This window comes from Advenella sp. RU8 (assembly GCF_048381675.1).
In the GTDB taxonomy this organism is placed as follows: domain Bacteria; phylum Pseudomonadota; class Gammaproteobacteria; order Burkholderiales; family Burkholderiaceae_B; genus Advenella.
Genome location: NZ_JBLWIS010000004.1, coordinates 175,023 through 198,334 on the forward strand (window position 1 = coordinate 175,023; position 23,312 = coordinate 198,334).

A 23,312-nucleotide genomic window follows, 5' to 3' on the forward strand; every position below is an offset into this window, starting at 1 on the left:
GGCTGTTGCATTCAGGTGGATGACTTTAATTTTACCGTAATCACTTATTGCACTGATGTTAAGGTGGCTGTCTGTCCGGAATGCTTAAAATGATTGTCCGATTGCGGTTAAAATTATCGTCTTTGAACGGAGAACGATTGAATGAGTCAGAAAATCAGAGTGGGTATTGCCGGTTATGGCAATTTGGGCCGTGGTACGGAACTTGCCATTGCAAAAACACCCGATATGGAATTGGTGGGTGTGTTTACACGCCGTGATCCGGCCGGTGTTTCATTGGTTAATAAAAACGTGCCTGTTTACAAGCTGGACGATATTGCCCAATTCCAGGACAAGATAGATGTACTGGTATTGTGCGGTGGTTCAAAAAGCGATTTGCCTGAGCAGGGGCCTGCCCTTTCTGCCTTGTTCAATACCGTTGACAGCTTTGATACCCATGCCAAAATTCCCGAGTATTTTGAAGCCGTCAATAATTCCGCTGAACTGGCTGGCAAGACCTCACTGATTGCCATTGGCTGGGATCCGGGCCTGTTTTCAATTAACCGCCTTTTGGGCGAAGCCATTTTGCCAGAAGGCGCCACTTACACTTTCTGGGGCAAGGGCTTGAGCCAGGGGCACTCTGATGCGATCCGTCGCTTGCCGGGCGTTAAAGCCGGGGTGCAATATACCATTCCGGTGGATGAAGCAATGGAAAAGGTACGTAGTGGTACCATGCCGGTTTTAAGTACCCGTGAAAAACACAAGCGCGATTGTTATGTGGTATTGGCAGAAGGTGCCAGTGCCAGCGAAGTTGAACAGTCTATCGTAACCATGCCCGATTATTTTGCGGATTACGATACGACGGTTACCTTTATTACCGAAGAAGAACTTAAGCGTGATCACGCGGCCATGCCGCATGGCGGGTTCGTGATTCGCAGTGGCAAAACCGGTACTGGCACCAATCAGGTAATGGAGTACTCATTGGCGCTGGACAGCAATCCTGAATTTACCTCTAGTGTATTGGTTGCCTATGCCCGTGCTGCTTATAAGTTGAACCAGATGGGACAAACCGGTGCAAAAACCGCGTTTGACGTGCCTCCAGGCTTGCTGTCGCCCAAGAGTGCTGCCGATTTGCGTAAAGAGCTGCTGTAAATTCCTTGTATCTACGCAGGAGCGTGGATACTAATGCAGAGGATCTTGATTAATCAGATTCAGCAAAAATTAATCAGATCCAGCGAAAACCGCCACCGTATTCATTTTTACGGTGGCGGTTTTTTTATTGTTAAGAAGGTTTTTCATAAAATTCCGGGGTTTTTACAAGAGGTTTTTTGGCTATGGGTGCAGGTCAAAATGGCAGGGTGATCAGGTTGCGAACCGTTCTGGCTGCTTCCAGTACGTCGCCAGCCGTCATGCCAATAGGGCCAGTGCCTTGGGTTACCAGGAAATCGGCAGCGGCACCATGCAGCCATACTGCCCCGGCAATGGCCTGTTCGGTGACAATGCCCTGTGCCAGGCAGGCACCAATCATGCCGGCCAGTACGTCTCCGGTGCCTGCAGTGGATAGGCCCGGGTTGCCGCTATGGTTTACCGTGGTTTCACCATTGGGGGTACAGATAACCGTTTGATGGCCTTTTAGGACGGTCCAGGCGGCATATTTGGCGGAAATCTGCTGGGCTGACAGCTTGCGGTCTTTTTGAATATCGGCGGTGGTGCATCCCAACAGCCGTGCCGCTTCACTGGGGTGTGGCGTTAATACCAGTGGTGCCTTGGCATGGGAAAGGGCAAACGCGTGTTCAGACAGCAAGGTCAAGGCATCGGCGTCCAGCACAATAGTTGTATTGGGATAACGGTTGAAGAGGGTAGCAAGGCAATTTTGTGCCAGGGGTGTCAGTCCCATGCCGCAACCGGCTACCCAGGTGCTGATATCTTCCTTACCCAGCAGCTTGCCCGCCGTGTTCAGCATCAGCTCGGGTTGTACCGGGTCAACTTCTAGTGGTTGGTTATCTTGGGTAAAGCCAATATGCACCCGGCCAGTGCCTTGTTTAAGGGCGGCCCGGGCGGCCAGCAGGGCGGCCCCCACCATGTTCTTGCCACCCGCCAGAATGCCCAGGGTGCCAAAGTTGCCTTTGTGGCTGTCTTGTGGCCTGGGCTGGCACAATGCAGGGAAATGTTGTTGGGCAAAGGTGGCAAGTTCAGTCATTATTGGCAGTCTCAGATGTCTTGGGCATTATGGGTAGTGGCGGGCTCACTGCTGGAAAAAACCACATAGCTCCAGTGAATTTCATTGCGGCCCAGCGTGTCGCCTTTGTGAACGCTGTGATGCAGCAGGTGCAGGCCATGTGCCTTGCCCAGTTCAATAACTTCCTCGTCGGCAATATCAAACATATGGCGGTCGGCCGGTACCGGGCCATGGCGCAGGGACAGGGACATGACGCCACCGGGCAGCAGCAGGTTTGTGCAGGTGTGCATGGCGGTTTCCCTTTCCTCGGGGGTCAGGTGCATCCATACCGCAGTGAGCAGTAGCAGGTCATATTTTTTGTGGCTGGCGGTAACCTTGTGCAAATGGGGCAGGTTGTCGTCAATCCAGTTGATCTGTTCATTGGCGTGCAGTTGCTGGCCGTGTTCACGCATGCCCGTGGTGGGTTCAACGGCATCCACAAAATGGCCTGCCTGTGCCAGGGCCGCTGCGTCACGGCCGGTACCTGCACCGATATCCAGAATGCTGGCCAGTTTCTGGTGGATGGGGTAAAACCGCATCACTGGCTTGTGGACCTTTTCAAAAGTGACGCTTTCGTAGTCTTTGACAAATTTTTCTGGCCTTTCGGCGTAACCGCGTGTACCGGGAACAGATGACATGGTGTTTATGTAATATAAAGAATGTTAAAAAGTTGGGATAATCATAGCGCAATCATGGACGGTGGGAAACCAGGACATTCAGCCCATGGTTTGGCATGTAAGTTAATACTTAGGGAAAAGCATGAAGAATGCAGACACGATTGTTTCCATCAGGGAACTGGATAAAACGTATAAAAACGGTTTTAGCGCGCTTAAAGGAGTCAATCTTGATATCCGGCGCGGAGAAATCCTGGCTTTGCTGGGCCCCAATGGCGCCGGTAAAACCACCATGATCGGTATTGTGACCGGGTTGCTTAATGCCACCGCTGGCACGGTAACCGTTGATGGCCTGGACATTGTACGGGATGCCAGGAAAATACGCCCCAAGATTGGCCTGGTGCCCCAGGAGCTGTATACCGATGCTTTTGAAACCGTATGGGCCACAGTCAGTTTCAGTCGCGGGCTGTTTGGCAAGCCGGCTAATCCGGCCTATATCGAAAAAGTGCTGCGGGATTTGTCTTTATGGGACAAGCGCAATAATAAAATCCTGAGCCTTTCTGGGGGCATGAAACGGAGGGTCCTGATTGCCAAGGCCCTGTCACACGAGCCTACGATTTTGTTTCTGGATGAACCTACCGCCGGGGTTGATGTGGAACTGCGCCATGATATGTGGCGCATGGTGCGTGGTTTGCGGGAAAACGGGGTTACCATTATTTTAACGACTCATTATATTGAAGAAGCCGAGGATATGGCCGACCGGATTGCCGTGATTAACCATGGTGAAATTGTACTGGTGGAAGAAAAAGATAACCTGATGCGCCAACTGGGCAAGAAGGAGTTGCATGTGCTGTTGAAAACGCCTTTGATGTTTATTCCGCCAGAGCTGGCGGTATTCCAGCTAAACCTGGCTGATGAGGGAAAAACATTGATTTATACCTATGATACCCAGCAGGAGCAGGGGGAATCCGGCGGTATTGCGGCTTTCCTGAAGCGGCTGGATCAATTGCAGCTTGAATTTTCCGATTTGGAGTCAAGGGAAAGTTCACTGGAGGAAATTTTCGTCAATCTGGTCAAGGAGCCGTCATGAATTGGCATGCCATCAAAGCGATTTACCTGTTTGAAATGGCCAGGGCTTTCCGGACCCTGACGCAAAGCATTGCTTCACCGGTATTGTCTACTTCCCTGTATTTTGTGGTGTTTGGCGCAGCCATCGGTTCGCGCATGGGGCAGGTGGATGGTGTCAGTTACGGTGCCTTTATTATCCCTGGCCTGGTCATGCTTTCCTTGCTGAGTGAAAGTATTTCGAATGCTTCGTTTGGCATTTACATGCCACGCTGGTCGGGAACCATTTACGAAATCTTGTCGGCACCGGTTTCTTTTGCGGAAGTGGTCATGGGGTATGTGGGGGCGGCTACGACCAAGTCGCTGATGGTCGGTGCCTTGATTTTGCTAACGGCAAGGCTGTTTGTGGATTATGAAATACAGCATCCCTTGTGGATGCTGCTGTTTTTGCTGCTGACGGCAGTTACTTTCAGCATGTTCGGTTTTATTATTGGCTTGTGGGCAGAAGGTTTTGAGAAACTGCAGATCATTCCGCTGATGGTTATTACCCCATTGACCTTCCTGGGCGGGGCCTTTTATTCCATCAGTATGCTACCCGCGTTTTGGCAGAAAATTGCCTTGCTGAATCCGGTGGTGTATTTGATCAGTGGTTTTCGCTGGAGCTTTTATGGCGTGTCTGATGTCAACCACTATATCAGCCTGGGCATGATTCTGGTGTTCCTGCTGGTTTGCCTGGGATTTATTGCCTGGCTGTTTAAGACCGGTTACAAGCTCAAGCAGTAAGTTGTATTGCCAGCCATTTATTAAAACCCCTTAAGAGCTTGATTTTTCAATGACTTAAGGGGTTTTTTGGTTTTGCATGATTTTGCTTGTTCCCACGCACAGGAGCATGGGAACAAGTAACGAGTAAGGGCAAGTTATCTGTTTGATAAATTATCAGGTGTTTTTACCGTTATCATCAATGTGATTGCTTTCATTGGCATTGCCAGGTGTCTTGCCTGGCTTTTCCGCATCACTGGCCGTATTGCTATTGCCGGCACTTTCCGGGTTTTCAGTGCCATTGTTAGCGTTATTGCCGTTCTCTGTATTGGGGTTATCAGTCGTCACCAGTTCGACTACTTTGGCCCGTGACATTATGCCAATGAACTCGTCATTTTCATTGGTCACGGCAACCGGCTGGGTTGACTGCAACATATGGGTAAGCACTTCATCCAGGCCGGTACTGGCCGGAATACTGATAATATCCTTGACCAGACTGGAAATATCGCGCAGCCCGCTTTTGACTGCCTGCTCGGCGTCATTCAAATGCAGGATGCCAGCAATCAGATTGCCATCCAGTACCGGTGCAAACTGGTAATCGTACTGCTTCATTCTTTCCAGGGCCAGCGTAGGACGGGTACGCATGGTCAGGGCCAAACGGGTTTTATTAACGGCATGTCCGGCATTCAGGATCTTGCTGCGGTTGACATCTTGCAGGAAAGCCTCGACATATTCATTGTTCGGTGAGAGCAGGATATCTTCTGGCGTACCTTCCTGAATCAGTTCGCCGTCTTTTAAAATAGCAATCCGGTTACCCAGGCGTAATGCTTCATCAAGGTCGTGGGTAATGAAGACAATGGTTTTGTTCAGGCGGGACTGCAGTTCCAGCAGCTGGTTTTGCATTTCACGTCGAATCAGCGGGTCAAGGGCGGAAAAGGCTTCGTCCATCAGCAATATGTCGGCATCGGTGGCCAGTGCACGGGCCAAACCAACCCGTTGCTGCATGCCACCAGAGAGCTGGCTTGGGTATTGGTTTTCAAAACCGGCCAGCCCGACCTGCTCAAGCCAGTAGCGGGCTGTTTCTTCCGCCTTGGCTTTATCAATGCCCTGTATATCCAATCCGTAAGCGGCATTTTCCAACGTGGTTTTATGAGGGAGCAGGCCAAAACGCTGAAACACCATGCTCATGGTTTTTTGGCGGAATTTTTCCAGCTCTTTTTTGCCCAATTGCATGACATCGGTGCCATCGACCAGGATTTGCCCGGCGGTTGGTTCAATCAGCCGGTTGAAATGCCGGATCAGGGTGGATTTTCCCGAGCCGGAAAGCCCCATAATGACGTATATGCTGCCTTCCTCAATGTTCAGAGAGATGTCTTTAAGACCCAAGGTATGCTGGCTTTTGGCCAGCAGGTCTTCTTTGCTCATGCCTTGTTTGACGGCATCCAGCCATTTTTCGGGCTGTTTGCCGAAAATTTTGTAAATGTTCCTGACTTCTATTTTGCTCATTGCTCGCCCCTGATTTGTTTGCGTTTTCCGTAAGATTGGGTGATGCGGTCAAACAGAACGGCAAGAATGACGATCCCTATGCCAGCTAGCAAGCCACGGCCTACTTCAAGGCGGTTAATCCCGAGCAAGACTTCATAGCCCAGTCCACGGGCACCAATCATCGAGGCGATGACCACCATGGACAGTGCCATCATGGTAGTCTGGTTAATGCCTGCCATGATATTGGGCAGGGCCAGGGGTATTTGCACGCCAAACAACTGCTGTCTGCCAGAGGCACCAAAGGCTTTTGAGGCTTCGAGCACTTCGGGATCAACTAGGCGAATGCCTAGGTCGGTAAGGCGGATAACGGGTGGCACGGCATAAATGACGGTGGCTATAATGGCGGGAATTTTGCCCAGGCCAAAAAGCATGACAACCGGGATCAGGTAGACGAAGCTGGGCATGGTTTGCATGATGTCCAGTAGCGGTAACATGACTGCGCGGAAGCGGTCGCATTTGGCCATGAAAATCCCGCAGGGAATGCCAATAATGATGGAGAGCCCGGTAGCCATGATCATGAGCGAAAGTGTTTGCATGCCGGCATCCCATAGACCCAGTGCACCCAGCAGAAAAAGCAGGGCACCCATGCCCAGGCTGAAACCGATGCGGCGGCTCATGCCATAGGCAATGAGCATGGTGACAATAATCACGCTCCACCAGGGTGCGCCCCGTAATACTTGTTCAAGCCAGACCAGTGCGGCGAGGAATGGCTCCGACATGCGGTTGAGTGTGTCGGCATAGTTCATGACCAGGAGATCGACAAATTCGTCAATACTGTCACGAACCCCGCGAGAGGAAATGATTTCTGGAAACATACAATATCCGTTTTTTAGATGAAGACGCAACCATTGCCAGCCCGTTTCCCGTAAGAGGGAAACAGACCTGGCATGATTGTTTTTTTATTGTGAGGCGGTAATTACAGGGAAGACTGGACGCGTTTTGCCACGTCTTCGGGCACCCATTGTGCCCATATGTCGCCATGGTTTTTAAGGAACCACATTGCAATGTCGCGTGCATCATCACCGGTTTCTTCCATGCGTGCCAGGGTGGCATCAAGAATGGGCAAGGGGATATTCACTTTGGAGAAAAACTCGGCCAGTTTGGGCGCCTCATTGGCGAAAGCCACGTTAATGCCGGTGAATACTTCATCCTGTGGGTAGCTGGATGGTTGTGGGTTTTCACAATCAATGGCAGTGAGGCATTGGAATTTTTCTTGGTCGTAGGCAGGCATTTCGAGTTTGACCAGTTCAAGGGCGCCTACCAAGGGAGTTGGATACCAGTAGTAAAAAACAATATCCTGTTTGCGTTTGTAGGCAGAGGCAAGGGCTGCTTTTTGCGCTGCACCAGTACCGGGAGAGTACATATTGAAGCTGTCTTCAAGGCCATATGCTTTATGCATGTTGTTGGTAACGATTTCACAGCCCCAGCCTGCAGGGCAACCGTAAATACGCCCTTTGGAAGGATCTTCGGGGTCTTTGAATTTGTCTTTGTATTTGACCAGGTCGGCAGCGGTTTTCAGGTCAGGGTATTTTTCGGCTGTGTATTTGGGAATGAACCAGGCTTCACCCCCGGTGAAAACATTGCCGATAGCCTTGACTTTGCCTGTGGCCACGGCTTTTGCCCAGGGGGCGTATGTGGCATTGGGCCATATTTCGGGTTTGATATCCAGGTTGCCTCGTTCAAGGGCGGCAATGGCTGGTAGGGTTTCAGTAGGTAGGATGTCGGTTTTACAGCCATAGCCTTTTTGCAGGATATAACTTTCGATGTCAGCCAGGATAAGATTGGATTCCCAATTCATGCCACCAATATTGATGGGGCGGTTAATTTCACATTGAGGGGTGTCAGCTGCTTGGGCCGATTGGGTCAGGCCCAGGGTAGCCATGGAAAAAATGGCTGCTGAGATGAGTTGATTAGGTTTACGCATGGCGCTAAGCCTCCTTAAGTGTCGCAGGTTACTAAGTAATAACTGTGCTTGCCAAAGAGGGTGTGCGGAAAACGGCGTTGCCGTCGATACATACCAACATTAATTGAAGGGTGAAATAAATTTACCCATTGACAGGTTATATCATGTTTTATTACATGAAGAACACAATTTGAATCTGTAAATTTGTATTAAGGCCGTTAGTATAACTAAAATAATCATATTTATCAAATGTTTCCATATTTTCTATTTGCTTTACATATAAATAAAAAAAATTATTTTATATTTAAATCTTTTTTGTTTGTCGGTTTTTTTTGAATAAATATACGATCAATTTCTCAAACGAGAAAATTTTTTTTGGTTTTATGAAATTTGCCGGTTCTTTTCAGGTAGCTTACATAAACCGGTCCATTGATGGCTGTACAGGGAGGTGGGTGGCCGGATTGTGTCTGGCCATCTGTATCAGGATTGGTGTTAACAAAATGCCAAATTAAGCTATGATTAGGGTCAGGAGGACGGGAAGAGCCCTGTTCATGGTCTTCTCAACCAATATACGCCCAAAAAATTCTTATGGAAGCAGACAATAAAATTCTTTTCTTTGGCGATACCCATGGCGGGTTTGATCATTGCGCTGCTATTGTCAGGCAAATCAGGCCGCAGGCCATTGTGTTTCTGGGAGATATACAGACACCGTATCCGTTTCATGAGCAATTGGCGGATATTATCAATCTGACCGAAGTCTGGTGGATTCATGGTAATCACGATACCGATGTCGAAGAGCAATACGATAACCTGTTTCTTTCCGAACTGAAACACCGGAATTTAAGCGGCCGGGTTTGTGAGGTGGCGGGTGTGCGGATTGCCGGCCTGGGGGGTGTTTTTCGCGGGAAAATCTGGGATCCGGCCCAAGCGGCCTGGAATTTTTATTCACCTGATGAGTTTATTGCCGGGGGCGGCTTTCGGGCAAGATGGCGAAATGGCGTCAATTTACGGCACCGCAGCACCATTTTTCCGTCTGAATACGAGGCCTTGAAAAAGGAAAAAGCGGATGTGCTGGTGACCCATGAAGCACCCTCATGCAATCGTTTCGGCTTTCAGGTGCTGGATGAGCTGGCCAGTCACTTGGGCGTACATAGCCTTTTTCATGGCCATCATCATGATAATTATGATTACAGCGCTCATTACCCTCGTATGGGGTTCCGGACCTATTCAGTTGGCTATCGGGGGGTGACGGCACTGGATGGCCGCATAATATTGCCTGGCAAAATGGATGGGCTGCATGAAAACCGTGTAGCCAGACTGTATTGACTTTACCGTCATGGGAAGGTTTAAGATACGCGTATAGGTTCAACTTTGTTCAAGCAAAAGGAAGTGATTATGGAAAAAGAACTGGAATTTAATGTGGATGGCATGACTTGTGGCAACTGTGTTGCGCATGTCAAGAAAGCCATAGCGCAAATAAGCGGTGTAGAGTCTGTCGAGGTCAGCCTTGAGGAAAAAAAGGTGAAAGTCAGCACCAACGGGCAGGTGACTGCGGCGCAAATCACGGAAGCCATTGAAGAGGAAGGCTATGACGTGGTTTAAGAACCAATAACCCGTCATGGCAATATGCCAACGTCCCGTCACTGGAAAGTTATCCAGGGGCGGGGCGTTGGTCTGTCATAGGCCGTTTTATGTGGCCTTTATTGATAGGTAAGCGGGGCCGTTAATCCCAATAACGGCGATCATCCCTGTAACGGCGATCATCTCTGTAACGGCGGTTGTCATTGTAATTGCTCCGGTAGTACCTGTCATCACGATCGCTGCTACGGCGATAGGATCGGTCATCATCGCGGTAAAGCTGGTTGCCTATCAGGCCACCAAGGGCCGCACCACCCACGGTGACCAAAGGGTCTCCTTCGGAGACGGCAGCACCTGCCAATCCACCCAATGCAGCACCACCAATGGTGGCGGTCGTTTGTTGGTTACGATTGTTGCCATAACGGTCATAGCCCGCACATCCGGTAATGGCCAGGCTAAACATGCCAATCAGGATAATGCGGCTTTGGATTTTGAGGTTCATCATCAACTCCTTGCGATGTAAAACTATGTCAGGTTGATCATCTCAAATGCAAGGACAACAGGTTGTTATTGTGAGCAAAATATGTTTCCAGAGTTGGCTATTATGCCTTTTGGAAACCAATTGAAAAAACAAGCGGAACCAGGAAGTTGCCGATGAGGGGTTTATTCCGTTTCCATGGGAAATTGCATGAACAGTGTCTTGCCCATAGAGGGGTTAAGCGCGTTGTCGAGGAAACCTTCATCCGTATATAGCTTGCGTGCGACGGTATTACCTTCGAGGACTTCAAGGGTAATCTTGCAACAGCCCAGGTTTTTGGCCAGTTGCCTGACCCGGCCAAGCATGAGTTTGCCAATGCCCTGGCCACGGTAGGCCCTTAATACGGCAAAATCATGGATATTTAGCAAAGGTTTGCAGGCAAAGGTGGAAAAGCCTTCAATGCATAAGGCGATCCCGGCAGGTTGCTGCTGGCGGAAAGCCAGAATCGTGTAGATGTTGCTACGTTTTTTCAAAGAGGCAATCAGGTTTTTCTGTACATGGGCTGATAATTCCTGTCCACCGCCGGTGGGATCGGAAGCGTAATCATTCAAGACAGTTAATATTGCCGCAGCGTGAACCGGGTTTTCCAAATCGGCAATAATGAGGTCGATCATGATGGTTCCTTACTTTTATTTAATCTGGGTGTATTTCAAATCGATATAGCCAACAGGGTGACGCAGTATGCCACTGATATTTTCTTTTTGCAGATAGATTTGATTATAGAAAAAAAGTGGAAAAATGGGCATATCGTCAAACAGGATTTTTTCAGCCTGCAACAGCAGGTCCCAGCGTTTTTGGGCATCCGGTTCGGTATTGGCCTGGTTAACCAGACTGTCGTATTCGGGGTTAGTCCAACCGGTCCGGTTCATGGACGAGTTGCTCAGGAAGCTTTCCAGCGAGTTGTAAGGATCGGCATAATCATTCACGAAAGAGCTGCGCGAGAATTGCAGTTCAAGCCCGCGCTGCTTGGCATAAAAAACCTTGCTTTCGATACTTTGCAGCTGGATCTCCACGCCCAGGATTTCCCGGTACATGTTTTGCATGGCTTCGGCAATTTTCCGGTCGCTGGGATTGTTAATATAGCTAAGCGTCACAGGGGGCAGGGTGCTGTATTTTTCATCGGCCATGCCTTTGGCAAGGTGTTGTTTGGCCGCTTCGGGGTTGGTGGCCAGCAGATTGCCGTTTTCCTCACGGAAATCTTTGCCATTGGGGCCGGTAAAGCCCGGTGCTACAAAACCGTAAGAAGCCTGGCGTCCCTGTTTGGTGACATATTTCACAATGTCATCCTGGTTGATGGCCAAGGCAAATGCCTTGCGGATATCCGCATTCTGGAAAGGAGGCATTTTGGTATTGAACCTGAAAAAATAACCACCCGCCTGCGGCACGTTCCTGAAGTCTTTGTTGTCCTTGACTTTGTCATACAGGGCAGAGGGCAGGGGCGAGGGGGTCATGTCAAGTTCGCCGGTGCGATACATCTGGTATGAGGTATTCGGGTCATTGACCATGGCAAAGTCTACGGCATCAATCTTTACGCTGCCGGCATCCCAATAATGCGGGTTTTTTTCAAAACGCATGCTTTGTGCATGTTCCCAATCTTTTAACAGGAAAGGCCCGTTACCCACATAGGTTTTGGCTTCGGCATGCCATTTAGGGTTGGCCTTGGCCACTTTCTGGTTGAGCGGTGCAAAATTGGGATTGGTAATGACATTAAGGAATGAAACATTGGGCGCCTCCAGGGTGACTTCGAGTGTCCGGTCATTCAGGGCCTTGATGCCCAGTTCCTGGTTTTTGCCCTCGTTGAAGGCTTTGGCACCGGCAATCGGGTAAGCCAGGAAAGCGGCTGGCGATGCCGTTTCCGGGGCCAGCATGTGTGTCCAGCCATATACGAAGTCATGGGCCGTTAAGGGGTCGCCATTGGACCACTTGGCATTGTCACGCAGGGTGAAGGTATACGTTTTTCCATCAGGGGAAATTTGCCAGCTTTCAGCGGTGGCGGGGGCAGCAAGATGCTGCTCATCCAGGCGGACCAAACCTTCCACCAGGTTGTTGAGGGGTTCCCAGGAAATCAGGTTGAAACCGGCGGCCGGATGCAGTGAGGTGGGTTCTTCGGTATTGTTCAGGCGCAGCACTTTTTCAGCCAAAGCGGGGCCAGACAGGGTGGTCGCCAAAACGGTTACAAGACAGGCAGCCAACAGTTTTTGTTTCATGAAGAATATCCTTCGGTAAGCAGTTGCGTGATTGCCTGTTTTATAGGCAGGCGGATAAATTACTACGGGTGCGCAAGTCTTGCAACCAGCACAGGCTTTGCTGAGTGTGACTGATTGTAGACAGTTTGGGGGGCACTTTGTTGCAAATAACCAGGGCTTTGGGACATCGTTGGTAAAAACCGCAGGCCGGGGGTGGTGAAAAAAGATCGGGTGGCTGGCCCGGAATCGGACGCAGGCTTTCGCGCTCCATGTCCAGTCTGGGGATGGATTGCAACAGGCCTTGGGTGTAGGGGTGCTGGGGATTATAGAAAATATCCCGCTGGGAACCCGATTCCACGCATTGACCTGCATACATGACAGCCACCTGGTTGGCGATTTTTGCCACGACGCCCAGGTCATGGGTAATCAGGATGATGGAAATGCCGGTGGCTGCCTGGATATGGCTGAATAATTCCAGGATTTGTGCCTGTATGGTGACGTCCAGTGCGGTGGTGGGTTCATCGGCAATCAGCAGTTCCGGTTCGCACATCAAGGCAATCGCAATGACCACGCGTTGGCGCATGCCGCCTGACAACTGGTGCGGATACTGGCCTAGCCGTTCCTGTGGATTGGCGATGCCAACCAGGGAAAGCATTTGGACGGCTTTTTGCTTCGCGGCTTCAGCAGACAGGTGTTGATGTTTGATGACGCCTTCGGTCAATTGCTCGCCGATCGTCAGGGTGGGGTTCAGGGCTGTCATCGGGTCCTGGAAAATCATCGCAATCCGGTTGCCCTGCAACTGGCGCATGGCTTTTTCATCCAGATCCAGCAGGTTTTGTCCCTTGAACAGAATTTCACCCTGGCTGATTTTGGCGGTTTGCCGGGGTAACAGGCCCATGATGGTATGGCAGGTTACCGATTTGCCGCAGCCCGACTCACCCACAATGGCCAGGGTTTCACCGGGACGCACGGCAAGCGACAGGTCACGTACGGCATGTACATGTCCGCCATGGGTACGAAACTGGATGGAAAGATGTCGAATTTCAAGCAAGGGAGGTGTATTCATCGCTATTTCTTCAGTTTTGGATCCAGGGCATCTTGCAGGCCATCGCCTAGTACATTGAAGGCAAACATGGTCAGGGAAATGAAGAGGGCCGGGAAAAACAATTGCCACCAGTCACCCGATAAAATAACCGGCAAGGCATCATTGGTCATCACCCCCCAGCTGGCATGGGGGGCTTGTATGCCTAGTCCCAGGAAGCTCAGGAACGCCTCGGCAAAAATCGCGCTGGGTACGGTGAGTGTCATTTGTACGATAATGGGGCCCATGGTGTTGGGTAGCAGGTTTTTGCGGATGATACGAGCAGTACTGGCGCCGAAGGTGCGTGAGGCGGTGACAAACTCAAGGTTTTTAAGTTGCAGCACCTGTCCGCGAACAATGCGTGCCATGCTGATCCAGCCGGTGATGGTAAGGGCAATTATAATGGTTAGCAGGCTGGGCTTCATGACCACCATCAACAATATGACCATGAGCAAATAAGGCAGGCCATACAGGATTTCAACCACGCGCATCATCACGGTATCGGTTTTGCCGCCTTTCAGGCCGCTGTACCCACCGTAAGCCACGCCAATGGCAAAGTCGATCAGGGCCGCCATGAATCCGACAAACAGCGAGATCCGGGCACCTTGCCAGGTCCGCGTAAATACATCGCGGCCCAAGTCATCGGTACCAAACCAGTGCAAGGCCGAAGGGGGCAGGTTCTGGCTTCGCAGGTCCTGGGCGGTGGCCGAATACGGGGACAGCAGGGGGGCAAAAATCGCCATGCCGACCAGGGCCAGCAAAAATACCAGCCCTAGCATGGCCAGCTTATTGCGCATCAGGCGTTGCCAGGCATCCTGCCAGTAGGAAACATAGGGGCGTTCAATCATGGCGTGGATATCATCAGCCTGCCTGATGGCTGGCTGCAGCCATTCGATAGGAAAGTCTTCTGGTTCGTGCTGGTTCATGATTGCTCCTTCTGGCCAAGGCGGATGCGCGGGTCTAGCAGGCAATAGGCCATGTCTACCAGAAACAGCATGAAAACCAGAATCGTACTGTAAAAGACGGTGGTGCCCATAATCACAGGGTAGTCGCGAGTGCTGATGGAGTCGATGAAGTAGCGACCCATGCCCGGAATGGCAAAAATCTTTTCAATCACGAAAGTGCCGGTCAGGATGGATGCCATCAGGGTGCCCAGTAGGGTCACTACCGGCATCAGGGCATTACGCAAGGCATGCCGGATAATGACGCGCATGGGAGACAGGCCTTTGGCACGGGCCATTTTGATGTAGTCTTGGGTAAGTGTTTCAAGCATGCTGGAACGAATCAGCCGGGCAATAATGGCCATGGGGGCGGTGGCCAGCGCGGCCACCGGCAGCACCATATGCATGGGTGTACGCCAGGTGGCGGCCGGAAACCAGCCCAGGTTGACGGCAAATTCCTGTATCAGCAGGGTTGACAGGACGAAGTTGGGGATGGAAATGCCCAGTACGGCGATGCCCATGCACAGATGGTCAATCAGGCCATTATGATGCAGTGCGGCCATGACGCCTAACACCAGGCCTGAAACCAGGGCCATGCCAATCGCCCACATCCCCAGCTCGAATGACACCGGAAAGCCGCGGCCAATGAGTTCATTGACGGTGGTGTCCGGGTTGGAAATGGATGGCCCGAAGTTGAAGGTGGCGATCGATTTCAGGTAATTGAAGTACTGAATGTACAGGGGCTGGTCCAGTTGATGGAAAGTCCGCAGGTTCTCTTGCACGGCGGCGCTGGTTTGTCGGTCCTGCTCGAAGGGCGAGCCCGGGATCAGGTGCATCAGGATAAAGGTGAGCGAGGCGATCGTGAAGATCGTGCCGATCATGAGCAGGAATCGTTTGAGGACGTAGCTTTTCATATTAGCGATTTTCTTCTGGAATAAGGTGGCAGGCGGCAAAGTGACCAGGCGTGTGCTCTTTCCAGGCAGGGGCCTGTTGCCGGCAAATGTCCTGTGCCTGCGGGCAGCGGGTATGAAACACGCAGCCGGAAGGGGGATTGATTGCACTGGGCAATTCGCCCTTTAGCAAAATACGCTGCCGTTTTTTTTCCAGATCGGGGTCGGGCACCGGAATCGCCGATAGCAATGCCTGTGTATAAGGGTGCAAGGGGTTGGCATACAGTTCGTCGCTGCTGGCTAGTTCGGCCAGCTGGCCCAGGTACATGACGCCTACCCGGTCTGACAAATATTTCACCATGGCCAGATCATGGGCAATGAACAGGTAGGTGAGCCCTTTTTCCTGTTGCAAACGTTGCAAAAGCAGCACGATCTGGGCCTGGATGGAAACATCCAGCGCTGAAATTGGCTCATCGGCAATGATGATTTCCGGTTCAAGGGCCAGCGCACGGGCTATGCCGACCCGCTGGCGCTGCCCGCCCGAGAACTCGTGCGGGTAACGGTGCGCATGGGCTGGACTTAGTCCTACTTCTTCGAGCAGCCTGTAAACGTGCTGGCGCAGGGCATGTTTGTCTTGATGAACCTGATGAATTTCCAGTGGTTCGGCAATGATTTCAAAAATGGTGGCGCGCGGATTGAGCGAGGCGTAAGGATCCTGGAAAATCATCTGGATCTGGCGTTGCCTGGTTTTATGTTCTTGCGGGCTGGCCTGGTGGATGTCTTTGCCATTGATGTGGACTTGGCCCGCGGTTGGCTGGTACAGGCCCATGATGGTGCGCCCGACTGTGGATTTGCCGCAGCCGGATTCACCAACCAGGCCGAAGGTTTCTCCTTGATGGATCTCAAACGAAACACCATTCAGGGCCTTGACGCTTTGACGTTTGTCGAGGGGAAAATGTTTTTTCAGCGCCCGTACTGAAACCAGCGGCAGGTTATTGTTCTTATGGATGGCCATGACAATGGAATGAAAAAAGTCTTGTTGGGACGATTTTAACAGTAATGTCGGCTTAAACCACGGTCTGGCGCGGGTGTAAGGGTTAGGCCGGATCGTTTTTTTGCATGGCCAGGCGCATGACCGGGCGGGTCAGCAAGGCATAGAGGCCCGCAAGTGCAGCGCAGGCAAAGCAAAGCCAGGGTAAATGGGCACTTACATAGAGCCATTTGAACGCCTCGACGCTGAGGGCGGACATGAACATCATGATCAGGCTCATGGCACCGGCAACCACACCTTTGGGTGCCTGAGAGGAGAGCAGGGTCAGCCGGTAAAGGACGGCAAAACTGAGCCCTTGGGCAAAAGACAGCAGGCTCATTCCCAGAATCAGGCCGGTTAAGGTAAAGGCTGGCACCAGGCCGGCCAGCAACAGGCTAAGTCCGCCCAGGAAAACCAGCGGTAGCGCATGGTAGACGGTTTGGCCAAGCGGGACTTTGCCTGAGATGCGGGCCAGGGCCAGATTGCCCAGGATCAGGCAGGCAAAAATGGGAATCTGTGATTTGGCATAGCCCAGGTTATCCAGCCCCAGATCCTTCACCAGAAAAACCGGAGACAGCCCAATCCAGACCAGCATGGGCAGGCCGATAATCGGGCTGAAAAGCGCCAGTTGCATGAATTTTTGATTCCGCAAGATGGTTTTATAGTGTGCCAGTACCGTACTGATCGATTCCTTTGGGGCGTCAAGGTCGACCGTTTCCGGCATGTGGCGGAACAGGCCGATCAGGCTCAGGCAGGTAATGCCGGCAATCAGGATGAATCCCCAATGCCACGACACGTAGCTGATCAGGGCGGCACCGGCCAGGGGGCCCAACAGGGGAGCGATAAGCGCAATATTGGCCATCAGTGCCATGACTTTAATGGCCGTGCTTTCCCGAAAGGCTTCCTGGATACTGACGTAACCTACCGCGCCGATAAAACAGTGTGACACGCCCTGCAGCAGGCGCATGAGCATGAAGCTTTCAATATTGACACTGAACAGGATCAGGATATTGGTGATGGCGTAATACAGGGTTCCGGCCAGCATGACCCGGCGTCGGCCGTACCGGTCTGACAGCGGGCCGATCAGCCACATGAGGATTGCACCACCCAGAATATATAGCGACATTGAAGAGGCGACCCAGCTGTCATCCACCTTGAATTCATGGGTAATGGTCAGCATGGCCGGTTGGACCAGGTCGTTGCCGATGTAAACCGCAAATTCAAAAAGAACCAGTGCCACTGGAAACCAGATCAGGTCACGTTTATGCGTTTTTGTGGGGGCGGGCGTCATGAGGAGTGTCGCGAAGAGAGCAAAGAAGGGATGGGGTCGACTGCAAGCTGGGTATTGTAGCAATCTATTGATGACAGGGTTAATGAAAAACAAACTGTATTTTTTTTGTTTTTGTCTATACACCATTCATATGAGTATGGTACGTTAAAAAAATTGTGCCGGAAAATGGCTAAAAAATAATGAGATTGGATTTTTAAATTTTTGTTTAAAGGAGGTAGGTTGTGCGTATAGGTATACCCAAAGAAAGCATGCAGGGGGAAACCAGGGTGGCGGCAACGCCAGCAACGGTTGAACAGTTGCGAAAGCTGGGATTTGACGTGCTGGTCGAACATTCGGCTGGCCAGCTGGCCAGTTTTGATGATCCGGCTTTTATCAAGGCAGGAGCACAAACAGGCACACGACAAGAAGTATGGCAATCAGACTTGGTTTACAAGGTCAACGCGCCTACTGATGAAGAAATTGCCTTGCTCAAGGAAGGCAGCACGCTGGTCAGTTTTATCTGGCCGGCGCAAAATCCTGAATTGGTCCAAAAGCTGGCGGGCAACAAGATCAATGTGCTGGCCATGGATATGGTGCCGCGCATTTCACGCGCCCAGTCCCTGGATGCCCTGTCTTCCATGGCCAATATTGGCGGTTATCGTGCCGTGATTGAAGCGGCGCACCAGTTTGGCCGTTTCTTTACCGGCCAGATCACGGCCGCTGGCAAGGTACCACCTGCCAAGGTTCTGGTAATTGGTGCCGGGGTGGCAGGTTTGGCAGCCATTGGCACAGCCGGTTCGCTGGGGGCCATTGTGCGTGCTTTTGATACCCGCCTTGAAGTGGCCGAGCAAATCGAATCAATGGGTGGCCAGTTCCTGAAGCTGGATTTTAGCGGTGAGAACGGATCATCTTCTGATGGCTACGCCAAAACCATGTCAGAAGAGTTCATCCGTGCTGAAATGGCCCTGTTTGCCGAGCAGGCCAGGGAAGTGGATATCATCATTACTACCGCACTGATTCCAGGCAAACCCGCGCCCAAGCTGATTACCCGTGAAATGGTGGACAGCATGAAACCGGGTTCGGTGATTGTGGATATGGCCGCTGCTGCGGGGGGTAACTGCGAATATACCCGTGCGGGCGAAGTCTTTGTGACCGACAATGGTGTCAAGGTAGTTGGTTATACCGATTTGCCCGGTCGCCTGCCTGCCCAGTCTTCACAGCTGTACGCCACCAATCTGGTTAATTTAAGCAAATTGCTGTGCAAGGAAAAAGACGGCCAGATTGATATTAACCAGGAAGATGTGGTGTTGCGCAACATGAGCGTGATTACCCAAGGAGAAGTTACTTTTCCGCCCCCGGCCATCAGTGTGTCGGCCGCGCCCACCGCTACGGCTGCCAAGCCGGTTGCTGCGGTTAAAAAGGCCGAGCCGAAATCTACCCGCTTCAAGCTGGGGGTCCTGGCCGTGCTGGTAGTGCTGTTTGGCCTGGCAGGGGCCTATTCGCCCCCTGAGTTCCTGTCTCACTTTACGGTCTTTGTTTTGGCTTGCGTGGTGGGTTACTACGTGGTCTGGAACGTAAGCCACTCCCTTCATACACCTCTCATGTCGGTTACCAATGCGATCTCCGGCATAATTGTCGTGGGTGCCTTGCTGCAAATCGGGCATGGCAACGGCTTGGTCAGTGTGCTGGCATTCATTGCCATTCTCATTGCCAGCATCAATATTGCCGGTGGTTTCCTGGTTACGCAGCGCATGCTGAAAATGTTCAGAAAAGACAAAGGGGAGTAAGATGTCTCAAGGTTTGGTCATGGCGGCTTATATTATTGCCGCATTATTGTTTATTGCCAGTCTGGCAGGTTTGTCAAAACAGGAAACCGCCCGCAATGGCAATACTTTTGGGATTGCCGGGATGGCCATTGCACTGCTGGCCACTATTTTCAGCCAGAACGTGGAAGGCCTGGTGTGGATTATCATTGCCATGGTCATTGGTGGCGCCATCGGGATGCGCCTGGCCCAAAAAGTTGAAATGACGCAAATGCCCGAGCTGATCGCCATGCTGCATTGCTTTGTGGGCCTGGCAGCGGTTTTTGTGGGTTACAACAGCTACATCACGGCAGACAGCCACGGTACGGTATCAACCGCCATGCAGAATATCCACTTGGGTGAAGTGTTCCTGGGGGTGTTTATTGGTGCGGTTACGTTTACCGGCTCCATTGTGGCATTTGGCAAACTGCGGGGTTCCATCAGTTCCAAGGCACTCATGCTGCCACACCGTCACAAGCTGAATGCCCTGGCCTTGCTGGTGTCATTCCTGCTGATGTGGTACTTCATTGCCGCAGGCGGCTCAACGTTTGCCCTTATCCTCATGACCCTGATTGCCCTGGCGTTTGGCTGGCATCTGGTGGCCTCGATTGGGGGTGCCGATATGCCCGTAGTGGTATCCATGCTCAATTCCTATTCGGGTTGGGCCGCTGCCGCTGCTGGTTTCATGCTCTCCAATGACCTGCTTATTGTGACCGGGGCGCTGGTGGGTTCGTCGGGGGCGATTCTTTCCTACATCATGTGCAAGGCCATGAACCGCTCTTTCATTTCGGTCATTGCCGGCGGTTTTGGCAATGATGCGGTGGCCAGCAGTGGCGAGGAGGAAATGGGTGAGTATCGTGAAATGGTGCCCGAAGAAGTGGCCGAAGTACTGAAAAATGCCAGTTCGGTCATCATCACTCCGGGTTATGGCATGGCTGTGGCCCAGGCCCAGTATCCAGTTGCTGAAATTACCCAGCAGTTGCGCAATAAAGGCATTAATGTGCGTTTCGGTATTCATCCGGTGGCAGGTCGCTTGCCCGGACACATGAACGTGCTGTTGGCTGAAGCCAAGGTTCCTTATGATATCGTGCTTGAAATGGACGAAATCAACGAGGACTTTGCCGATACCGATGTGGTGCTGGTAATTGGCGCCAATGATACCGTCAACCCGGCTGCCAGTGAAGATCCGTCCAGCCCGATTGCGGGCATGCCGGTTCTTGAGGTCTGGAAAGCGCAGCAGGTCATCGTGTTCAAGCGTTCCATGAGCACGGGTTATGCCGGGGTGCAAAATCCCTTGTTCTTCAAGGAAAACAGCTTTATGTGCTTTGGTGATGCGAAAGGCACGGTAGAGTCTATTTTGCGTGCCTTGTAATAGCCTTGATCCTGCAGGCAATTGCAGGATCAAGGACCAGGCTTGCCAGCCCCCGTTATGGTGACTTTATGGTGATGGTGGCAGCAAGCCTTAATAATTACCAGTGCTAAAGCGCTCCCCTTGCCAATATTATCAGGGCTATAATCATTTTTTTTACGGTTTGCCCTGTTTTTCATGTCCCAGTCTTTTCCCTTGCCCGTGCGTGACGGCATTGTCCCCAGCCGCCTGTATTTGCCACGCGAGCAGCAATGGCCCGATTTGCTTAGTTTTTTGCTGGTGAAATTTCCGCACATGCCACCTGCTGTTTTGCAGGAACGCCTGGCGCGCGGGGATATGGTGGATGCCACAGGGGTGCCCATGCGGCTGGACAGTCCGTTCATTGCCGACAGCTGGCTATGGTATTACCGTGAAGTGCCTGCCGAAGTGAATGTGCCTTTTGACGTAGAGGTGCTGTACCAGGATGAATATCTGGTGGTGGCCGATAAGCCGCATTTTCTGGCCAGCATACCGGGTGGGCGTTACTTGCAGGAAACCGCCCTGATTCGCCTGCGTAAACAGTTGAATAATTTCGAGCTCAGTCCGATTCACCGCCTTGACCGGGATACTGCCGGCTTGCTGCTTTTCTGTGCCAGCAAGCATCACCGGGGTGCCTACCAGACTTTGTTCCAGACCCGTGAAGTACACAAAACCTATGAGGCGGTCGCTCCCTACAAGGCCAGCCTTGTATTTCCTTTGATACGCGAGAGCCATATCCGTAAAAGTGCGCAGTATTTCACCATGGAAGAATCCGACGGCTTGCCTAACAGCCGTACCCGGATCAGCCTGTTGACCCATAAAGGGCAGCTGGGCCATTATTTGCTAGAGCCGTTAACCGGCAAAAAACACCAATTGCGGGTACATATGAATGGCCTGGGAATCTCTATTTGCAACGATGAATTTTATCCTGCCTTGTTACCTGCCCGTGAAGAGGACCGCTTTGACAAACCCCTGCAACTGCTGGCCCGTTCGATTGGTTTTACCGATCCGGTGACAGGACAGGAACGTTTTTTTGAAAGCCGGCGTGAGCTTGAAATGTGCGGGCTAGCGCGTAGTCGTGTCGATAATGCCTAGGTGATTGGCGACATTGCGTTCCAGAAAAAACTGGCGCGAGGGCAGTTCGTTGACACGGGTGCGATTGACCACCATGGTGCTACTGCCGCCGCCATCCAGGTTCAGGGCATTGTTTACTCCCATTTTTTTAAACAGGCGGGCCAGCTGGTTCAGGGTATATCCCTGAAAGTCGGTTTTGCGGCCTTCTACTACCACCAGATATAAATAGCGATTGTTGTCACTTAGGCCGACTGCTGTGCGCGGGTGTTGGCCACGTGCGTTTGAATGGCAGATTCTCTGGCTGCCGCGCGGGCAGATATAACTGCCGTTTTTAAGCGTTTGCCAACCCGAGATGACGGTATGCCACGCAGGGTTATGGGCAGTTTTGCGATTGGGGGCCTCTATAAAACAGTGATTGTTGGTGGTGCAGGCCAGGAAGGCATGGTGAGTCGTGTCGTAGCTGTTGGGCCAGCGGATACCGTTGCTGACATTCAAGCCTTGTGGCTTGTTGTTCTCGTCAAAAAAAGCACCGTTGATGGCAACGGTAGTTTTGTTGGGAAAGGCAAAATTTGACGTGGTTTGATTGGACTGCTTGATGGGGGTACCGATGATTTTGATGCTAGGGCAGTGAAGGTCGACCCTGGCAATATGAACCCGGTTCTGGTCTGCCGTTTCGTACTGTATGCATGGGCTGACCTGCTCTTTGGCATGCACGTTGGTGGACAGGAGGATCCCCAGCGCTAGCACGAAACGGGACAGTAACAAGTGATGCATAGTCAGGAATATCGGTAACGGTCTATCTTGATGGCGCTCCATAAGGCTAGCCAGCATGTTGCCAGCAGGGCCAACCAGTACATGATGGTGCCAATCCAGAACCGGAGATTGGATTGATGGTCACCCAGTACGCCAAGCACTTCGCCGGTATAGGGGTTCAGGAAGATGCTTTGGTTGTAAAGCCCGTTTACCTTGAATTTGAAATGGGCGCTGCGATTGGGGGACTGGTTAATTTTTGCACTGACCAGAATGGCATTGGCGGGAAGGTATTTGCGGGCTTCTTCGTAGAGAATTTGAGAGGGAATCGGATCCTGGCTTTGTATTTCGACATAAAACCGCTCGTGGTAGGCCCAAGTATCGATATGTGTATTGTAGAAATTTGAAATGGCGTTACAGGCCAGAATGGTGAAAACCGGGATGAGGAGTAGGGCTATATAAAAAAGCCAGCCACGGCGTATGCTATTAGTGGTGTTTTTTTCTTGCCCTGAATGGGGGGTGTTCGGGGTTTGCATTTCAGTTTCTGAATTGACCTTTTCCATCGTCGTCTTGCGTAACGTGGTATGTCTGGTTTGGAGTTCCATGCGGAAATTGCGCCGGGTTAATCCTTATACCTTTCAGCCTTGTGTAATTATGATGATCCTTAGCGATTGAGTTTACTACCATTCAAAAACATAAGGCAAG

23 protein-coding genes are annotated in these 23,312 nt (G+C 51.5%); 8 read left to right on the forward strand and 15 right to left on the reverse strand.

The annotated features are described in order from the left end of the window. Positions 1-141 precede the first annotated feature (141 nt). A complete protein-coding gene (locus tag ACM5Q9_RS07305; protein ID WP_418144071.1) occupies positions 142-1,128 on the forward strand; it encodes a diaminopimelate dehydrogenase in 987 nt (328 codons plus the stop codon). Positions 1,129-1,321: 193 nt separating this feature from the next. Here ACM5Q9_RS07305 and ACM5Q9_RS07310 read toward each other — a convergent pair whose 3' ends face one another. Further along, the gene (locus ACM5Q9_RS07310; RefSeq protein ID WP_418144072.1) at positions 1,322-2,176 is read right to left on the reverse strand and encodes an NAD(P)H-hydrate dehydratase; all 855 of its coding nucleotides are present in this window, start codon (positions 2,174-2,176) and stop codon (positions 1,322-1,324) included. A gap of 11 nt (positions 2,177-2,187) precedes the next feature. Further along, entirely contained in the window at positions 2,188-2,832 is a 645-nt protein-coding gene (locus ACM5Q9_RS07315) for a class I SAM-dependent methyltransferase (protein ID WP_418144073.1), read from the reverse strand. 121 nt (positions 2,833-2,953) lie between these two features. Between ACM5Q9_RS07315 and ACM5Q9_RS07320 the strand changes: the two genes are divergently transcribed. Next, complete coding sequence (locus ACM5Q9_RS07320; RefSeq protein WP_418144074.1) at positions 2,954-3,898, forward strand: ABC transporter ATP-binding protein; 945 nt, start codon at positions 2,954-2,956, stop codon at positions 3,896-3,898. Next, positions 3,895-4,656: an ABC transporter permease gene (locus tag ACM5Q9_RS07325; RefSeq protein ID WP_418144075.1), complete on the forward strand. Its 762-nt coding sequence runs from the start codon at positions 3,895-3,897 to the stop codon at positions 4,654-4,656. The genes ACM5Q9_RS07320 and ACM5Q9_RS07325 overlap by 4 nt, the downstream gene beginning before the upstream one ends. A 153-nt stretch (positions 4,657-4,809) precedes the next feature. On the opposite strand, the gene ACM5Q9_RS07330 is transcribed toward ACM5Q9_RS07325, so the two are convergent. From ACM5Q9_RS07330 to ACM5Q9_RS07340, 3 genes are all read right to left on the reverse strand, one after another. Further along, a complete protein-coding gene (locus tag ACM5Q9_RS07330) occupies positions 4,810-6,138 on the reverse strand; it encodes a quaternary amine ABC transporter ATP-binding protein (RefSeq protein WP_418144076.1) in 1,329 nt (442 codons plus the stop codon). Then, positions 6,135-6,992: an ABC transporter permease gene (locus ACM5Q9_RS07335; RefSeq protein ID WP_418144077.1), complete on the reverse strand. Its 858-nt coding sequence runs from the start codon at positions 6,990-6,992 to the stop codon at positions 6,135-6,137. Before ACM5Q9_RS07335 ends, ACM5Q9_RS07330 begins: the two co-directional genes overlap by 4 nt. A 101-nt stretch (positions 6,993-7,093) precedes the next feature. Then, positions 7,094-8,059 (reverse strand): ABC transporter substrate-binding protein, encoded by a 966-nt coding sequence (locus ACM5Q9_RS07340; RefSeq protein WP_418144166.1) that lies wholly within the window; start codon positions 8,057-8,059, stop codon positions 7,094-7,096. A gap of 609 nt (positions 8,060-8,668) precedes the next feature. Between ACM5Q9_RS07340 and ACM5Q9_RS07345 the strand changes: the two genes are divergently transcribed. Both ACM5Q9_RS07345 and ACM5Q9_RS07350 read left to right on the forward strand, forming a co-directional pair. Next, positions 8,669-9,406: a metallophosphoesterase family protein gene (locus ACM5Q9_RS07345; protein WP_418144078.1), complete on the forward strand. Its 738-nt coding sequence runs from the start codon at positions 8,669-8,671 to the stop codon at positions 9,404-9,406. 69 nt (positions 9,407-9,475) lie between these two features. Beyond that, positions 9,476-9,682 carry a heavy-metal-associated domain-containing protein gene (locus ACM5Q9_RS07350; RefSeq protein WP_418144079.1) on the forward strand — a complete coding sequence of 69 codons (207 nt, stop codon included), beginning with the start codon at positions 9,476-9,478 and terminating at the stop codon, positions 9,680-9,682. 121 nt (positions 9,683-9,803) lie between these two features. Here ACM5Q9_RS07350 and ACM5Q9_RS07355 read toward each other — a convergent pair whose 3' ends face one another. The 8 genes from ACM5Q9_RS07355 to ACM5Q9_RS07390 all read right to left on the reverse strand — a co-directional run bounded on the left by ACM5Q9_RS07355 (position 9,804) and on the right by ACM5Q9_RS07390 (position 17,615). Next, entirely contained in the window at positions 9,804-10,160 is a 357-nt protein-coding gene (locus ACM5Q9_RS07355; RefSeq protein WP_418144080.1) for a glycine zipper 2TM domain-containing protein, read from the reverse strand. A gap of 161 nt (positions 10,161-10,321) precedes the next feature. After that, on the reverse strand, positions 10,322-10,810 hold the full coding sequence (locus tag ACM5Q9_RS07360) for a GNAT family N-acetyltransferase (RefSeq protein ID WP_418144081.1): 489 nt from the start codon (positions 10,808-10,810) through the stop codon (positions 10,322-10,324). A 15-nt stretch (positions 10,811-10,825) separates the two neighbouring features. Beyond that, on the reverse strand, positions 10,826-12,403 hold the full coding sequence (locus ACM5Q9_RS07365) for a peptide ABC transporter substrate-binding protein (protein ID WP_418144082.1): 1,578 nt from the start codon (positions 12,401-12,403) through the stop codon (positions 10,826-10,828). A gap of 40 nt (positions 12,404-12,443) precedes the next feature. Then, positions 12,444-13,448: an ABC transporter ATP-binding protein gene (locus ACM5Q9_RS07370; RefSeq protein ID WP_418144083.1), complete on the reverse strand. Its 1,005-nt coding sequence runs from the start codon at positions 13,446-13,448 to the stop codon at positions 12,444-12,446. Between the two features lie 2 nt (positions 13,449-13,450). Further along, positions 13,451-14,389 (reverse strand): ABC transporter permease, encoded by a 939-nt coding sequence (locus ACM5Q9_RS07375; protein ID WP_418144084.1) that lies wholly within the window; start codon positions 14,387-14,389, stop codon positions 13,451-13,453. Continuing rightward, positions 14,386-15,318, reverse strand: a complete 933-nt coding sequence (locus ACM5Q9_RS07380) for an ABC transporter permease (protein ID WP_418144085.1) — start codon at positions 15,316-15,318, stop codon at positions 14,386-14,388. Before ACM5Q9_RS07380 ends, ACM5Q9_RS07375 begins: the two co-directional genes overlap by 4 nt. 1 nt (position 15,319) lies before the next feature. Beyond that, complete coding sequence (locus ACM5Q9_RS07385; protein ID WP_418144167.1) at positions 15,320-16,303, reverse strand: ABC transporter ATP-binding protein; 984 nt, start codon at positions 16,301-16,303, stop codon at positions 15,320-15,322. Positions 16,304-16,391: 88 nt separating this feature from the next. After that, positions 16,392-17,615, reverse strand: a complete 1,224-nt coding sequence (locus tag ACM5Q9_RS07390; protein WP_418144086.1) for an MFS transporter — start codon at positions 17,613-17,615, stop codon at positions 16,392-16,394. A 221-nt stretch (positions 17,616-17,836) separates the two neighbouring features. Here ACM5Q9_RS07390 and ACM5Q9_RS07395 point away from each other — a divergent pair, with 221 nt between their 5' ends. The 3 genes from ACM5Q9_RS07395 (at position 17,837) to ACM5Q9_RS07405 (ending at position 21,878) form a co-directional block, all read left to right on the forward strand. Beyond that, on the forward strand, positions 17,837-19,381 hold the full coding sequence (locus tag ACM5Q9_RS07395) for a Re/Si-specific NAD(P)(+) transhydrogenase subunit alpha (protein WP_418144087.1): 1,545 nt from the start codon (positions 17,837-17,839) through the stop codon (positions 19,379-19,381). 1 nt (position 19,382) lies between these two features. Beyond that, positions 19,383-20,768, forward strand: coding sequence for a Re/Si-specific NAD(P)(+) transhydrogenase subunit beta (gene pntB, locus ACM5Q9_RS07400; protein ID WP_418144088.1), 1,386 nt, complete (start codon positions 19,383-19,385; stop codon positions 20,766-20,768). Positions 20,769-20,942: 174 nt separating this feature from the next. Beyond that, entirely contained in the window at positions 20,943-21,878 is a 936-nt protein-coding gene (locus ACM5Q9_RS07405) for a pseudouridine synthase (RefSeq protein WP_418144089.1), read from the forward strand. Here ACM5Q9_RS07405 and ACM5Q9_RS07410 read toward each other — a convergent pair. Together ACM5Q9_RS07410 and ACM5Q9_RS07415 are read right to left on the reverse strand one after the other, a co-directional pair. Then, positions 21,849-22,631, reverse strand: a complete 783-nt coding sequence (locus tag ACM5Q9_RS07410) for a phosphodiester glycosidase family protein (RefSeq protein ID WP_418144090.1) — start codon at positions 22,629-22,631, stop codon at positions 21,849-21,851. The genes ACM5Q9_RS07405 and ACM5Q9_RS07410 overlap by 30 nt on opposite strands. 2 nt (positions 22,632-22,633) lie before the next feature. Continuing rightward, on the reverse strand, positions 22,634-23,212 hold the full coding sequence (locus ACM5Q9_RS07415) for a PepSY domain-containing protein (protein ID WP_418144091.1): 579 nt from the start codon (positions 23,210-23,212) through the stop codon (positions 22,634-22,636). Between the last annotated feature and the right edge of the window lie 100 nt (positions 23,213-23,312).